Annotated in this window: 11 protein-coding genes; 3 read left to right on the forward strand and 8 right to left on the reverse strand. The window is 71.4% G+C overall.

The annotated features are described in order from the left end of the window. Positions 1–7 precede the first annotated feature (7 nt). From ACIHCX_RS09205 to ACIHCX_RS09235, 7 genes are all read right to left on the reverse strand, one after another. Positions 8–1,597, reverse strand: coding sequence for a carbamoyltransferase C-terminal domain-containing protein (locus tag ACIHCX_RS09205; RefSeq protein ID WP_400028086.1), 1,590 nt, complete (start codon positions 1,595–1,597; stop codon positions 8–10). Continuing rightward, positions 1,597–2,880: a hypothetical protein gene (locus tag ACIHCX_RS09210; protein ID WP_400028087.1), complete on the reverse strand. Its 1,284-nt coding sequence runs from the start codon at positions 2,878–2,880 to the stop codon at positions 1,597–1,599. Before ACIHCX_RS09210 ends, ACIHCX_RS09205 begins: the two co-directional genes overlap by 1 nt. After that, positions 2,870–4,381: a B12-binding domain-containing radical SAM protein gene (locus tag ACIHCX_RS09215; RefSeq protein ID WP_400028089.1), complete on the reverse strand. Its 1,512-nt coding sequence runs from the start codon at positions 4,379–4,381 to the stop codon at positions 2,870–2,872. The genes ACIHCX_RS09210 and ACIHCX_RS09215 overlap by 11 nt, the downstream gene beginning before the upstream one ends. A gap of 66 nt (positions 4,382–4,447) precedes the next feature. After that, positions 4,448–5,983 carry an asparagine synthetase B family protein gene (locus ACIHCX_RS09220; protein ID WP_400028090.1) on the reverse strand — a complete coding sequence of 512 codons (1,536 nt, stop codon included), beginning with the start codon at positions 5,981–5,983 and terminating at the stop codon, positions 4,448–4,450. Further along, positions 5,980–7,197: a Moenomycin biosynthesis protein MoeGT1 gene (locus ACIHCX_RS09225; protein ID WP_400028092.1), complete on the reverse strand. Its 1,218-nt coding sequence runs from the start codon at positions 7,195–7,197 to the stop codon at positions 5,980–5,982. Before ACIHCX_RS09225 ends, ACIHCX_RS09220 begins: the two co-directional genes overlap by 4 nt. Before the next feature lie 11 nt (positions 7,198–7,208). Further along, positions 7,209–9,146 (reverse strand): asparagine synthase (glutamine-hydrolyzing), encoded by a 1,938-nt coding sequence (gene asnB, locus ACIHCX_RS09230; protein ID WP_400028093.1) that lies wholly within the window; start codon positions 9,144–9,146, stop codon positions 7,209–7,211. Between the two features lie 4 nt (positions 9,147–9,150). Beyond that, a complete protein-coding gene (locus tag ACIHCX_RS09235) occupies positions 9,151–10,170 on the reverse strand; it encodes an NAD-dependent epimerase/dehydratase family protein (RefSeq protein ID WP_400028094.1) in 1,020 nt (339 codons plus the stop codon). A gap of 330 nt (positions 10,171–10,500) precedes the next feature. On the opposite strand from ACIHCX_RS09235, the gene ACIHCX_RS09240 reads away from it, so the two are divergent. The 3 genes from ACIHCX_RS09240 (at position 10,501) to ACIHCX_RS09250 (ending at position 14,608) form a co-directional block, all read left to right on the forward strand. Then, on the forward strand, positions 10,501–12,225 hold the full coding sequence (locus ACIHCX_RS09240) for an ABC transporter ATP-binding protein (protein WP_400028096.1): 1,725 nt from the start codon (positions 10,501–10,503) through the stop codon (positions 12,223–12,225). 27 nt (positions 12,226–12,252) lie between these two features. Then, a complete protein-coding gene (locus tag ACIHCX_RS09245) occupies positions 12,253–14,019 on the forward strand; it encodes an ABC transporter ATP-binding protein (protein WP_400028097.1) in 1,767 nt (588 codons plus the stop codon). Between the two features lie 100 nt (positions 14,020–14,119). After that, positions 14,120–14,608, forward strand: a complete 489-nt coding sequence (locus tag ACIHCX_RS09250) for a GNAT family N-acetyltransferase (protein WP_400028099.1) — start codon at positions 14,120–14,122, stop codon at positions 14,606–14,608. Positions 14,609–14,712: 104 nt separating this feature from the next. Here ACIHCX_RS09250 and ACIHCX_RS09255 read toward each other — a convergent pair whose 3' ends face one another. Further along, positions 14,713–15,744: a medium chain dehydrogenase/reductase family protein gene (locus ACIHCX_RS09255; RefSeq protein ID WP_400028101.1), complete on the reverse strand. Its 1,032-nt coding sequence runs from the start codon at positions 15,742–15,744 to the stop codon at positions 14,713–14,715. Between the last annotated feature and the right edge of the window lie 40 nt (positions 15,745–15,784).

Below are 15,784 nucleotides of genomic sequence, written 5' to 3' on the forward strand. Positions count from 1 at the left end.
CGACGGGTCATCCCGCTGCGGCGTAAGCCATCAGGTCGTCGAACACGAACAGGTCGACACTGGTGTCCGCGAAGTCGTCCAGCACGTCCCGAGCCGTGTGCGCGATGGGCCTGCCCGGCCCGTTGAGCGACGTGTTGATCAGTGCCGGTACGCCGCTGACCTCTTCGAACCGGGCGAGCAGACCGTACAGGCGCTCCTCACCGGATGCGAGCGTCTGGATGCGGCAGGTCCCGTTGGCGTGCCGGGCCTCGGGTGCCACCCCTTCCGGCAGCCGGTACTCGAAGAGCATGTACGGGGACGGATGGTGGCCCGGGTACAGCGCCGTGAAGCGTTCGTCGCGCATCACGGCTCCCAACGGTCGGTACCACTCGCGTTGCTTGAGCTCCTCACTCATCCGCTTGCGCATGCCGGGCACCGCCGGATTGCCCAGCAGCGACCGGTGCCCCAGGGCGCGCGGCCCCAGTTCCGCCGATCCCTGCGTCAGGGCCACCACGCCGCCGTCCGCCAGCAGCCGGGCGACCGCCGCCTCGTCGTAGGGCAGGGCCCGCAGCCCCGCGCCGTCCAGGGCGTTCAGGACATCGGCGCGCGACGACGGCGCGCCGTTGCTGTAGACGCCGAGCGGTTGCGGCGTCACCCCGGCGACCTGAGTGAGGGCGTAGATCCCGGCACCCACCAGATGCCCCGCGTCTCCGCAGGCGGGCGGAATGGCGATGTCACGTCCGAAGGCCTCCCGCAGCGCGGAATTGGCCACGATGTTCAGGGCGCAGCCGCCGCCGAGGGCGATGGGCCCCACCCCGGTGTCCCCGCGTGTCACGTGCCGGGCGAGTGTGCTCCTGACCGTGTCGGTGAACATCTCCTGGAAGGTGGCCACCACGTGCGAGGCGGTCTCGAAACCGGAGCCGAACCGCGGACGGGCCGCCAGGTCGGCGCGGACCCGTTCGGCCAGTTCCCGGTCGTTCATCACGTTCGGGTCCACCGCCAGCAGTTGCTCGCGTATCCGCTCGTCCGGCTCCCCGTAGCCGCCCATGGCCATCACCTTGCCCGCCACGCTGGGGCTCGGGCCGAAGCCGAGGAGAACACCGATCGCCGTCCAGCCGAAGCCGTTGCCGTACCAGGGCAGCGGGTCCTTCTCGACCCACTCCAGCCGGCCGCCCGCGACCCGGAACAGGGAACTGCGAGTGAGCTGGCCACGGCCCTCGTTGACCAGGACGACAGTGCCGTCCTCGAAGTCCGCGTAGTGGCCGGCGAGGGCCGCGTGCGAGACCTCGTGGGTGACCACGACACAGTCCACGCGCCGCCCGAGCATCTCGCAGACGGTCCGGTGGTGCAGCGCTCCCGCCCCGATCCGCTCCATGGCCCGGTCCAGGTCGGGAATGCGCAGGAGGGCACTGCGGACCGGTGTACTGACGGCCACCAGGTCGATGCCGTCGACGTCCACGCACTCCTGGGCGAGCACATGCCGCAGAGCGACGTCGGAGCTGTGGGCGTGCTTGACCCGGGTCAGCCGTTCCGCCTCGATCGCGAAGACGAGCCGTCCGTCCTCGAAGTACGCGACACCGGTGTCGTGTCCGGCAGAGTGGAGTGACAGTACCTTCATCAGCGCTCCTGAGGCGTGGACGGGGACGACGGAGTGAGTCTGCGGACGTCCGAGTACGGGGCCCACTCGATGCGCCGCAGTGGCCTTCGGAACAGCCCGCGCAGGTACAGTTCGCTCCCGATGGCGGCGAACCAGGCGAAGTAGAGCCACTTGATGAACGCCTTCGTCAGCCCGTGGCGCACGCCCCGCGAGGAGTCGAGGCCGGTGAGCGGCCACATGCCGCCGAACAGGACGTGCCGGAAGTAGTGGCGGACCACCGGCAGGGGCCAGTCGGCCAGGTCGACGAGGTGGTTGAGGAGCAGCCTGCGGATCCTGCGGCGGGTCTCGCCGGCCGGGCCCGCCACGTAGTAGTGGCACAGGGCGTCCGGCACCAGGCGCAGGTGGGCGAGCGGGTCGGGCAGGGACGGGTCGAGGAGCCGGAAGCACACGTACCCGTCGTCGGAGGTGTAACGGCCCGGCATGCCGCCCGCCACCACGTCGGTCGCCACCAGGATGCAGCACCCGTGGGGGTAGTTCATGGCCGGCGCGGCAACCGCCTTGGCCCTGGACAGCAGCCGCGCGGTGGCGAACTCACGCACATGAGGGATCTTGGTGGCGCCCACCGCTCCCGCGCAGCCCGCCGCCAGGAACTCCCGTATCAGCCGGGACAGGCAGCCGTCCTCGAGGGTCACGTCGTCGTCGACCCAGCCGACCCCGGCGCAGCCGAGGAGTTCCGCCACCGCGATGGCCGCGTTCAGCGTCCGGGGCTTGCCCGGACCCGGCAGGGACAGACCGCACACCCGCAGGTCCGGCAGGCGGGTGCGCGCCTGACGCAGCAGCTGACGAAGGCGCCGGAGCGACTCGTCCTCCTCCGCGGCCGACGACCACTGCATACCGACGAAGAGCACCACGGGCACCCGCGGATGCTCCCGGGCCACCTCGGCCAGCTGGTCCACGAGCGGGTCGAGCCGCTGGCGCTGCTGCGCGAGCGGCGCCCGGGAGACGTACGTCGGCGCGACCAGCGCGATCACCGGCGCGGTGGGAGTCCGCAGTGCCTCGGCCGCGTCCCCGGCGCACGTGGTTCCGTCGGCCGGCAGACCGGGCAGGACGTGCCGCACGGGCACCGCCCAGGAGTCCGGGGGCAGAAAGCCGCGGGCCATGGTGCTCCGCAGGTGGTGCGTCCAGAACGGCTCGTCGCCGCGCCGGCGGCCGCGGCGGGGCAACGGCCGGTTCACACGCGGCGGCGGGCTCGTCCGCACCGGCAGGTGCGGGCGCGCGGCCGGGCGCGCGGCCTCAGAAGTCACGGTCGGTGTTGGAGGTGGACCGGGCAAGACTGCGCAGACCGTCCAGCGTATGACGCCACTGACCGGTGACCGCCATGTGCCCCAGCAGCGGCTTGATCATGGAGCGACGCAGGAAGAAGGACCGGTACGCGATCTGGGCGCGCTGCTGGGCGTCGGGAACCAGGTAGCCGATCCGGGAGTCGAAGTCGCCCTGCACGAACTTGTCCCAGTAGTCCGCCGGAATCCGGCCGGCCGCCACCGACTCCGTGTGCAGTGGCGTGCCCGGCAGCGGCGTCGCCGTGTAGAAGCTGGCGTAGTCCAGCGGCAGGCGACAGGCGAGGTCGACGGTGCGGCGGAACTCTTCCTTTGTCTCCCCGAGCCAGCCGACGATGAAGTAGCCGAAACCCTTGATGCCGGCCTCGTGGGCCGAGGTGACAGCCGTCTCGATCTTCTGGATGTCGCTCTCCTTGCGCATCCGCTGGAGAATGCCGGAGTCGCCGTGCTCGATGCCGAACCGCAGGCGCACGCAGCCGGCCCCGGCCATCGCCTTCAGCAGCGGTTCGGGCACCAGGTCGACCCGGGTGGGCGCCTCCCAGCGGACCTTGAGCCCGGTGTCGCCGATCAGGGCGCAGATCTCGCGTACGCGGCCGCGATGCAGGGTGAACACGTCGTCGTAGAACATGATCTCCTTCACCCCCCACCGCTCCTTGAGCTCCGTCATCTCGCCCACCACGTCCTCGGGGCTGCGGTACATGGACTTCTTGTCCACCGCCTGCTTGAAGCAGAAGCTGCACTTGAAGGGGCAGCCCCGGCTGGAGATCATGGTGGTGAACGGGCGGGGCGCCATGATCGAGTAGTAGCTGTCCGTCGGGAGGCCGTCGCGTACCGGCCAGCCCACGTCCTCCAGGTTCACCATGGGTGCGGCGCCGCCGTCGTGCTCCCGGGTCACCAGTCCCCGTATGCCCTCCGGTTTCTCGCCCTGCTCGAGCGCCTCGGCCAGCTCCTGCATGATGGTGATGCCTTCGCCCACGCCGACGTAGTCGATGCAGTCGTGGACGAGGTTCTCGCTCGCGTACACCTCGGTGTGCGGCCCGCCCAGGATGACCTTGGCCCCGGTGGTCTTGGCCGCCTGGCACGCCTCGAGGGCGCCCGGGAGGCCCGGCGTCGTCGTGCTCACCCCGACCAGGTCGGGGCCGAAGTCGGCGAGCAGCTTGCGCAGTCCCTCGCTGTCCAGCCCGAGGGCCGGGGTGTCGACCTGGATGACCTGGTGGAACCCGGCCGACTTCAGTGCCCGGTGGATGTATCCCAGGCCGAGGTGGGGCAGTACGCCGGCACGCTTCTGGACGCGCGTGATCTGGCGGGTGTTCAGGCACAGGTCGTGATGACGGACCAGGGCGATGCGCAACGTGCGCTTGCGCCACCGTGGTATCCCGGGGCGGGCCGGCGACGGCTGGGGCGTCGAGCACCCGCCCGAGGCTCCGGACGGGATGCCCGTGCTGATCACGGGCAGTGTCTTGCGCATTCGGTGTCCTCCCTCTGCTTCCTGCGGGGTGATGTCCACATGGGGTGCGAAGGCATGGAACGGGCCCTAGTGACCACCGCCCGTGCCGTGCCGGGCGACGGTCTCCAACGTCAGCAGGTAGAGCGCCAGCGGCTGCAGCCGGCTCACGCGCTGCGGCGCCCCGGGGCCCCGGCCCGCGGCCAGCAGCCGCTGCAGATACCTTTCCGGGCTGCGCCACCAGCCCCGCTCCGTGGTCAGCGCGTGGGCGAGGAACCGCAGCAGGTACCGCAGCCGGTGCGCGACCAGGACCGGCCCGTGCCGCTGGGGGATCGCCGACGCGAAACCGAGATCCGCGTGCTCGGGAAACGCCGTGCGCAGCGCCTGGTCGTGGAAGGTCCCCTCGGCAAGGAAGTGGGCGGGCACCGTGCTGAGGTGGTCGAACAGGGCGTGGTCGAGATACGGCGTGTGCAGGAGCAGGCGGGGGTCCCCGAGGGCGAACGGAGCCAGCGCGAGGGAGCGCCGGGTCCGGTTCCAGAAGTAGAAGCTGCCGAGCGGAAGGGCCGCGTCCGCGTGCCGGGCGAGCTCGGTGACCAGGCGCTGCCGGGCCCGCTCCCTGCTCCACAGGACTGCTGTGTGCGGGCCGAGCAGGTGTTCCACATGAGGACCGAGCCGTTCGGCGTTCAGCAACCGGTCGGCCAGAGCGGGCAGATCCGCCGGATCGTACGGGGTGCCGCGGATGAAACCGACGCTCTCGTTCTGGGACAGCTCACCGCCGCCCAGGCCGTCGTACGAGAGGCGGCTGTGCCGGCTCAGGTGGGCCAGCACCGGCTGCGCCCACGCACCGTCCAGGGTGCCCATGCCCTGCCCCGTCAGCGCGGCGAGCTCCGCCCGGAACTGGGCACGGGGCCGAGGGACGACGGCATGGGGCAGGCCCAGCCGGCCGGCCAGCCCGGCCGCCACCCGCGCGTCGGCGCCCGGGTCGGGCGGGAACTTGGCACCACTGACACAGAGCCTGGGCGGCGCGCCCTGGCGGCACAGCTCCAGCAGGATGTGGCGGGAGTCCCGGCCGCCGCTCAGCGGCAGGTCGTACGGCTCGCCGGGCAGCCGGCGGGTGACGGCCTCCCGGAACAGGTCGACGAAGCCGTCGACGGCCTGGGCCCGGGTCAGCGGTACCGCCCCGGACGGCCGTTGCGCCTGCGACCGCAGCCACAACCCGCTGCCGTCCCAGGTCATCGTGGCTGCCGGAGGCAGGGCGCGGACACCGGCGAAACAGGTGTCCTCGCCGAGGAAGAACCCGAGCCGTACGAAGACGGCGAGGGCGTCGTGATCCAGCTCGGCGGGCCGGTCGTCCGGCAGCAGCGCCAGCGGATCGGGGGACAGCCGCAACGAGGTGGCGTCCGCCCGGTAGAACAGCGGCTGGATGCCGTAGCGGTCGTTGCGGGCCAGCAGGCGCTCACCGTTCCAGGCCCACCCGGCGAAGACCCCCTCGGCGGGCGGGCCCGGGTCCAGGTGGTCACCCGTGAGGGGGTGCCCGAGCCGGATCTCCTTGTCCCCTTCCGCCCGCACGCCGTCCGGTCCCGAGACCAGCACGATCCGCGGCGCGGCCGGCCTCCCCGGGCTCACGGCGCCTCCAGCAGGGGCCGGACGGCGGCACCGATCCGCTCCGCCACCGCGTCCTGGTCCAGCACCGCCTCGGCGAAGGAGAGCGCGGCCTTCTTGTGCACCTCGATCGCCGCGGGGCGCCCGAGCCATTCGTCCACCGTGCCGAAGAGCTCGTCCGGGGTGCCGCAAGCCCTGCCCAGGCCCTCCTGGTGGATCAGCCCGGGAACCCACTGCTCCATCGGCAGCCCCGACTCGAGCATGAGCACGGGTATGCCGAAGTAGGCCGCCTCCAGGGTGGTGTTGGGCCCGGCCTTCGAAATCAGCAGGCCGTACCGGGACCTGGAGGCACGCTGGATGTAGTCGAAGTACTCGGCCTGGGCCAGGACACTGTGGAACCGCCAGTGGGTCACCCCGGCCCGAGCGGCGTCCGAGGCCGCGCGGCGGGCGAGTTCGGGGTCGCCGTAGCCGACGAACACCAGGTCGATGTCGGGATGCCGACGGGCCAGACGCCTGATCAGTTCCGGGTACGTGTCGCCGCCACGGTTGGAGAAGACGAGGACACGGGGACGGTCCGGGCCCAGGTCGTCACCCCAGGGGCCGGTGTCGGACGTGACCGACTCGCTGGTCATGAAGTCCCGCAGATCGTGCTGGGCGACGAGCGGGCCCACCGTCCGGACGCGCTCCGGGTCGCAGCCGGCCGTCGCGACGAGGTGGTCCTTCGCGTGAGGGAAGCCGACGAGCGTGAGGTCCGGGTACCTGCTGCGGTGCAACGGCAGGTGCAGCAGGCCGGGGTTGGTGACATGGCTGACGACGCGGGTACGGGACCCGGCCAGCCGGACGGCGGCGGCGCACAGCCGGGCCACGAACCCCTTGGTGCCGACCACGACGTCCGGTGCCGTGGCGCGCAGGTGTTCGGTGAGCGGCTCGATGGCCGCCTCCTGGGCGGGGGTCGGGTGGGCCTCGAACCCCTCGGGGAAGCGTTCCTGGAGCCGGGCCATGAGCGCCATGTACCGCGCGTTGCGCACCGTGGCGTCGGGGCTCTCCAGCGAGATCGCGCGGATCTCCGCGCCGGCCTCGCCGATCCACGGCAGAATCGGTTCGGCCTCCAGCAGGGTCACCTCCGCGTCCACCACGCCGCCAAGGACGCGTGAGAAGCGGGTCGCGGCGAGATAGTTGCCGAACTCCCCCCAGGTGCGTGGGGAGAGCACCTGGATGTGCGGACGGACAGGAGCCATCGTCGGATCTCCTAGAAGTGGGCCGGACAGGCAGGGGATGTCGAGGTGTGCCGACCGGCCGTCAGGTTCTCGAACCAGAGTTGGTAGACCAGCAGCGCCCACAGCTTGCGGGACACCTCCCGACGGCCGGTGAGGTGATCGTCGGTGAGTTTTTGCACGGCCTGGGCGTCGAACAGCCCGCCACGGCGCAGCGCGGCGCCGGAGAGGGTGTCCAGGAGCAAGGGCCGCAGCTCACCGCGCAGCAGAGCGGCCAGCGGTGCCCTGAAGCCCAGCTTGGTACGCCGTACGACGGTCGGGGGCAGCCAGCCGGCGGCCACCTCGCGGAGCAGGAACTTGCCGGTGAACCGGCGCAGTTTCAGGCTGGTGGGCAGGGAGTTGCAGTATTCGACCAGGTCCAGGTCGAGGAACGGGGAGCGCAGTTCGAGCGCGCTGCGCATGCTGCCCCGGTCGGTCTTGGTCAGGACGACGTCGCGCAGGAAGTGGGTGAAGACGGCGACCTGGCTGCGCTCGACGCCCGTCAGGCCGCTCTGTCCCTCCAGCAGCCTGGCGATCTCCGTGAACGGGTCGTGCCCCGCCAGGTCGGAGCGCGCCTCCGGAAGCAGCAGTTGCCGCAGTTCACCCGGTCCGAAAGGTGCGGTCGAGAGATAGAAGCGGTGTTCCGGGGCCGCACGCAGGCCGCGGGCGAGCAGACCCAGGGCGGCCGCCGCGGGCAGGTTCCCGGACCGGGCGGGCAGCCGGCGCACCAGGAACCCGGCCAGCGCCTCGAGCCCGGGCGCCGGCAGGACCCGCAGCAACAGCTCGATCACCCGCTCGGCCTGGAAGTACCGGTATCCGAGCAGGAGTTCGTCGGCACCGTCGCCGGTGAGGACTCCCCGGACGTGCCGGCGGGCCTGACGGCACACCAACCGCATCGGCAACAGGGACGGATCCGCCAACGGCTCGTCCGCCGAAGCGAACTCGGCCTCGACCACCCCGGCGAGATCGGCGCCGTCGATCCTCACCAGGTGGTGCTCGGTGCCGAGATGACGGGCGACCGCCTCGGCGTGCCCGCTCTCGTCGAAGTCCGGGTCCGCGAACCCCGCGCTGAAGGTCGGCACCGGCCGGCCCGGGGACAGGTCCTGGGCCACCGCCGCGACCGCACTGGAGTCCAGGCCGCCGCTGAGCAGCACACCGAGCCGGTGACCGGTACTGGTGACCCGCCGTGCGACAGCGGCCCGGAAGAGTTCCTCGAACCGCTTTGCGGCCTCCTTGCGCCCCGGGCTCGCGGCCGGGTGGATGCGGGGCCGCCAGAACTCCGTCTCGTGCACCTCCCCGTCGGCGTACGTCACACAGGTGCCGGGGCGAACCTTGCGGACCCCGGACACCGCCGACGCGGGCGCGGTGAACGCCTGGAGCATCAAGTAGTCGGCGAGGGCCGCGACATCGGGGGTGGACGACACCTGCGGATGCCGCAGCAGCGCGGTCAGCTCGGACGCGAAGGCGATCCCGTCCCGCACCCGGGCGTAGTAGAGAGGCTTCTTGCCCATCGGGTCACGGGCCAGCACGGTGCGCCCGCTCCGTGCGTCGTGCAGGGCGAAGGCGAACATGCCGCGCAGCCGCTCCAGCATGCGTGTCCCGTACAGCTCGTACAGCTCCACCAGGACCTCGGTGTCGCTGCCGGTGCGCAGGCGGACGCCCGCCGCCCGCATCTCCGCGCGCAGGTCGGCATGGTTGTAGATCTCGCCGTTGAAGACGACCACGGTGGAGCCGGACGCGGAGACGAACGGCTGGGTGCCGCGCTCCGGATCGACGAAGGTCAGGGCACAGTGCGCCAGGGTGACACCGTCACGGTGGCACCAGTCGGAGCCGTCAGGACCCCGGTGTGCCACCGCGGCCAGCATGCGCCTGGCCGTGTCCTGGGAGGCTGCCCGCCCATGGGCAGGATCGGTGAATCCGGCGAAACCGCACATGCGGCTACGACCGGGACGCCGGTGCCGTCCCCGCGACCGGAACGGCGCCGTGCGGGGTCTGGGACGGCGACCGCCTGGTCCACTCGATCTGCGTGGCGAGCCCCTCGCGCAGTCCCGTCAGCGCCGTGAACCCGAGTTGCCGTTGGGCACGGCCGACATCCGCGGTGGTCGAGCGGACGTCACCGATGCGCGCGGCGCCGTACTCGGCAGGCGGGGTCATTCCCGTCAACGCGGCGGTGAGGGACACCACTTCGTTGACCGAGGCGGCGCTTCCCGTGCCGATGTTCAGCACGGTGCTGCGGCCGTGCCCGACCGTGCCGGCCAGGATCAGGGCGCGCACGACGTCGGACACATGAATGAAGTCGCGGATCTGCGTTCCGTCGCCGTAGATCTCGATGGGCTCCTGCCGCAGGGTCGCCCGGATCAGGCGGGAGATGAACATGTCCGGGCGCTGACCGGGACCGTAGACGGTGAAGAACCTCATGGCCGAGACCGCCAAGGAGGCGTCCTTGCGGGCGGCGAAGGCGAGAGCCAGCCGTTCCGCGGCGAGCTTGCTCACCCCGTAGGGCGAGAGCGGACGGGGCAGGTCGTCCTCGTTCATCGTCCCGTCGGCGCCCCCGTAGACACTGGACGACGACGCCATGACCAGGCGCGGGACTCCGGCCCGCACACAGGCGTCGAGCAGTCTCTGGGTGGCCAGTACATTGCAATGGAGATACTCGGGGAATTGAGACCAGGACGGCCGGACGCCGGGCAACGCGGCCAAGTGGAAAACCGCCGAGGCCTTTTCCAGGCACTCCGTCAGATCCAAGCCGACGAGGTCACCGCGTATGACGTGAAGTCCCCCTGCCGCGGGGTGCGACTCATTCCCGTCATCGACGCGAACCGGCCTGCGGTCCACGGCGATGACGTCTTTACCGGCCCGCCTCAGCTCTGCCACCAGGTGTGAGCCGATGAAACCCGCGGCACCGGTGACCACCACCTGGTCACCCGATAATTCCGTGCTGCGCACGTCGCCTGCCACAAAACCCCCTTGGGATGCTCATGTCCGGCTGATCGAGGTGCTTCTTCCACTGACGCCCATTTCCGGGCGGATTCACCCTGGCCCTCGGCGCCCGGCCGGCACGGTGCGACGGGTCACCGAAAAGCCACTGACCGGGCCCATGAGAACGAAAATGCCTGCATGGGCCGAGAAGCCCGAGGAGCCTAACAGCGGCATTGATCACCAGCAATGCTGTTCAACGACACCCGGCAAGGGACTTGAGGTCACATTCCCAAGAGGCCCGGGCGCATTTATGCTGGGGCCCTTCGCCGTCCCGGCGAACCGGGGGAGGACACGTTGGCAGGCAGTCCGTTGCGGCAACTTTCCTTACTCGCGCGCTATCTGCGCGGCGAACGGGCCGCCCTCACACTGCTCGCCCTGCTGGTTCCCCTGGGCATCGGACTGCAATTGGCGGCGCCCTACCTCTTACGGCAGTTCATCGACGGAGCACTGTCGGGACAGACCCGCCGAACGCTGCTCGTCGTCGCCGTCTGGGTCCTGACGGCCGCCCTCGGGCTGCTGGTCGTCACCATCGGCAGCGAAGCCGTCTCCTCGCGCCTCGCCTGGCGCAGCACCAATCGCCTCCGCGCCGACCTGGTCGAACACTGCCTGCGCCGGTCCCCGGCCTTCTACCGCAGACACCCACCGGGCGAACTCGTCCAGCGCATGGACAGCGACGTGGGCCGGCTCACCGCGGTCATGTCGACACTCGTCGTCGAACTGGTGGCGCAGGCACTGCTCGTCGCCGGAATCCTGCTGGCCCTGTTCCACATGGAGTGGCGACTGGCTCTGGTGTTCGCCCCGTTCGCCGCCGGGACCCTCCTGCTGCTGCGCAGGCTGGTGGGCCGTGCCATGCCCTTCGTCACGGCACGGCAGACGGTCGCGGCGGACCTCCAGGGCTTCCTCGAGGAGCGGCTCGCGGCGGCCGAGGAGCTGCGCGCCAACGGTGCCGCGCGCTACACCCTGCGGGAGCTCGAACACCGGCAGAGCGAGCTGTACCGGCGGGCCCGGCAGGCCGCCCAGGCGTCGATCCGCTGGCCCGCGACGGTCCAGGGCCTGTCAGCCGTCAGCGTGGTGCTGGCCCTGGCGGTCAGCGCCTGGCTGCACGGGCAGGGACGGCTCTCCACCGGCACCGCCTTCGCCTCGCTGTCCTACGCGATGCTGCTGCGCCGCCCCCTGCTCAACATCACCACGCGCTTCAGGGAACTGGAGGACGCCGCCGCGGGCGTCGGCCGCCTCCAGGAGCTGCTCGAGCAGGAGGACCCGCAGACCCACCAGGGAACGGCCGCCCTGCCGCGACGGCGTCCGGACGTCGGCTTCGACCAGGTCTCCTTCTGCTACGAGCCGGGCGAACCGGTGCTGCGCGGCGTCTCGTTCACCGTGCGTCCCGGCGAACGGCTGGGAGTGGTCGGCCAGACCGGCAGCGGCAAGTCCACGGTCGTACGGCTGCTGTTCGGACTGCACCAGCCGGTGGGCGGCGCGGTATCGGTCGGCGGCGTGGACCTGCGGGCCATGGACATCCGGGCGCTGCGCGAACGGGTCGCACTGGTCACGCAGGAAGTCCAGGTCTTCCACGCGTCCTTGCGCGACAACCTCACCTTCTTCGACTCCTCCGTGGACGACGACCGGCTGCTGGCCGCGCTCGGCGAGGCCGGCCTGGCCCCCTGGGTGCGTGACCTGCCCGACGGTCTGGAGACGGTGCTCGGCTCCGGCGCCCGAGGCATGTCCGCCGGCGAGGAGCAGAAGCTCGCGCTGGCCAGGGTGTTCCTCCGGGACCCCGGGCTGGTCCTGATGGATGAGCCCACGGCACGGCTGGATCCGCACACCGAGCGCCTCCTCAGACCGGCGTTGGAGCGTCTGCTGCGGGGCCGCACGGCCGTCGTGGTGGAACACCGCCCGCACCTGCTCCGACATGTGGACCGGGTCCTGGTCCTCGACGACGGATCCGTGGCCGAGCACGGCGAGCGGACGGTCCTCGCGGCCGACCCCATGTCGCGATTTCACGACCTCCTCCATACGGCCGAAGGCACCCGCTGAGGGCGCCACCAGCAGGGGAACGGGTGGATGACACACGCCGGGAATCAGTCCGTGTTCGGCAGGCTCGCCGACGCGCTGCGCGGCTCGGCACGCGCCTATTGGATCCTCACCGGTCTGTGGGTCCTGCTGCGCGCCGCGACTCTCGTGGTGGGGCTGCTGTTCCAGTGGCTGTTCGACGAACTGGGCGCGGGCGGGGACGTATGGGCGATCATCGCCCTGGTCGCCGCGATCGAGGCCGGGCGGTTGTTCCTCCAGTTCGGCCTGATGATCAACAAGCTGGAGCCGCGGATCCAGTACGGCACGGAGGCGCGACTGAGGCACGCTCTGCTCGACACGGCGCTGCGCAGGCCGGAGGCAACGGCCCGGACTCCTCACGGCCAGGCGCTGGCGACGGTCGGCGAGGACGTCGACGAGACGGGCTTCTTCGTCGCCTGGGCTCCGACCAATCTCGCCCACTGGCTGTTCGTCGTGGGGTCGGTCACCGTGATGATGCGGATCGATCCCCTGGTCACCGTCGCGCTGCTGAGCCTGCTGGTCCTCATCACGCTGGCCACGGTGGTGGCTCACAGCCGGTTCCTGCGCTACCGCCGCGCCACACGCGAGGCGTCGGCGAAGGTGACCGGCGTACTGCGCGAGATGGTCGAGGCCGTCGGCGCCGTACAGGCGGCGGCCGCCGAGCCACAGGTGACCGCGCACATCGGCCGTCTCAACGGGGCGCGGGCCCAGAAGGCCGTGCGGGAGGAACTGTACGCCGCGGCCCAGCGCTCCGTGATCGGCAACGCGGCTCCGCTCGGGATCGGCGTGGTGCTGCTGCTGACCGCGGGACGCATCCAAAGCGGCGCCTTCAGCGTCGGTGAGCTCGCGCTGTTCACCTTCTACCTGCAGATCCTGACGGAGGCCCTGGCCTCGATCGGCATGCTGTCCGTCCTGCTGCAGCGCGTCGCGGTGGCCCTCGGCCGGATCGCCGACTACCTCGGCGGCAGGCTGCGCCCCGCCCTTCAGACGGCGGAACCCTCCGGCACGGAAGGGCACTTGCCGACGCCCCGCGAGCCCGATCCCGGCCTGCAGGAGCTCACCGTCCGGGGGCTGACCGCGCGCCACCCGGGAACCGACCACGGGGTCGAGGACGTGGACCTGACCGTCGAACGGCACACGATCACCGTCATCACCGGCCGGGTCGGTGCCGGGAAGACGACCCTGATCCGGGCGATCCTCGGACTGCTACCCCGCGACCGGGGCACCGTGCTGTGGAACGGGGAGCCGGTCGCGGACCCGTCGTCCTTCCTGGTGCCACCGCGCTGCGGCTACACGCCGCAGGTCCCACGCCTGTTCAGCGGGACGGTGCGCGACAACGTGCTGCTGGGGCGCCAGGGCGGCGAGGCCGGCGACGAGGTCTTCGACACGGCCGTGCGTACCGCTGTGCTGGAAGCCGATCTCGCGGTGATGAGGGACGGGGCCGGGACCGTCGTGGGCCCTCGCGGGCTCCGGCTGTCCGGCGGGCAGGCCCAGCGGACGGCCATCGCCAGGATGATGGCCGGCAGCCCCGACCTCCTGGTGCTGGACGACGTCTCCAGCGCCCTGGACCCTCCCACCGAACAACGTCTGTGGGACAGGCTGCTGCACTCGACCCGCACCGTGCTCGCGGTGTCCCACCGTCCGGCGCTGCTGCGCGCCGCCGACCGGATCGTGGTGCTCAAGGACGGCCGGGTGGAAGCCGTCGGAACCCTCGGGGAGCTGATGGAGTCGTCGGCCGAGATGCGCGTGATCTGGGCCGACGCCGGTTCCCAGGGGTGAACTCCGGGGCGCCGCGCGCCTGGCCTGTAGGGGGACGGTGAGGGCGTGGCTCAACCGACCCGCCGCACGAAGGCACTCCCCGGTGCGAAATACTCTCGCGATGAGTTCACGCACTTCCCCGATCAGCCAGCTGATCACGATACGGAGGGCCGTCGCGCGGGATGCCAAACGGCTCACGCGGCTCGTGCGTGGCTCAGGAGCCTACGAGGGCAAGTACGCAGCCGCAGTCGCGGGCTACCGGGTCGGTCCTGATTACATCGAGGCCCACCGAGTCTTTGTGGCCGTCGGCGCCGACGAGCACGGTGGCCGGGTCCTCGGGTTCTACTCGCTCGTCCTCGCTCCACCGGAGCTCGACCTGCTGTTCGTCGCCGACGAAGTGCAGGGACGGGGTATTGGACGGCTGCTCGTCGCGCACATGCAGTCCGAGGCCCGTGCTGCCGGGATCGACCGTCTCAAGGTCGTGTCGCACCTTCCCGCCGAGGACTTCTACCACCGCGTCGGCGCGGTGCGGACCGGGACCGCGTTCGCGAACCCGCCCGCCGTGCCGTGGGACCGTCCCGAATTCGAGTTTCGCATTCCTTCGGAATGACGCGGTGGGCCGGTGGGCGGGGCACCGGCTTCGACGTGACCGGTCGCGCGTGCGTGGAGTCGGGCCTCGGTGGCAGGTCACTGGCGGCCGGTGCGGGCCGGGGCTCAGGGCGTCAGGACGATCTTGCCGGTGACGGTGCCGGACTCCGCCAGGCGCAGGGCTTCGGCGGCCTGGGTGAGCGGGAGTCGGGCGGCGATGCGGGCGGTGACGTCACCACGGCGCAGAGCGGCGAACACCTCCGTGAGGTCGGTGCGCAGTTGGGCGCGGAAGCGGTCCTTGCTCAGGGCGCGGCCGGCCCAGATGTTGTAGAAGTACGCGCGCCGGCCGTTGGGGAGGGTGTTCCAGAGCCAGGTGCGGGCGAGGATCTTCAGGACCGGCCACTGCTTGGAGCCGGTGTCGTCGCGGGTGGAGGCGCTGCCGTAGGCGACGAGCGTGCCGCCGGGGGCGAGCAGGTGCCAGGAGTCGATGACGCTGCGGCCGCCGACGTGGTCGAAGACCGCGTCCACGCCGCCGGGCGCCAGCTCCCGGACCCGGGAGGCGACGTTCCCTGCGCGGTAGTCGACGGGGATCACGCCGAGCTCCCGCAGGGCGTCGTGGTGGCGGGCGGACGCCGTGCCGATCACGGTCGCGCCGGCCGCCCGGGCGAGCTGGACGAGGACGGAGCCCACTCCGCCGCTGGCGCCGTGGACCAGGACGGTCTGCCCCGCCCGTACCCGCGCCCGGCGGTGCAGCATCTGCCAGGCGGTGATGCCGTTGACCACGACGGTCTCCGCCTCGGCGGCGGTGAGCCCCTCTGGGACCTCGACCGCGTCCGCCGCGTCGAGCACCGTGTGGCTGGACCACCCGCCGACCTTCACCAGCGCGGCGACCCGCCGCCCGGTCAGCCCCGGGTCGACGCCGTCGCCGGTGGCCAGCACCCGGCCCACCAGGTCGTACCCGGGGACGAAGGGGAAGGGCGGCTGGTCGTAGTACCGACCGCGGCGCATCTGCTGCTCGGCGAACGAGACGCCGCTCGCCTCCATCTCGACGACGATCTGCCCGTGGCCGGCCTGCGGCACGCGTCCGTGGCGGATCTCCAGTCCCTCCGGCGCCACGACGCCGGGCAGAACGACCTGGATCATGCGGTCGGTCTCCATGACCGGCCTCCCTTCGAAGAGCTTGTTGCGTTCGCTAGAA

Source organism: Streptomyces sp. NPDC052043 (assembly GCF_044548235.1).
GTDB lineage: Bacteria > Actinomycetota > Actinomycetes > Streptomycetales > Streptomycetaceae > Streptomyces.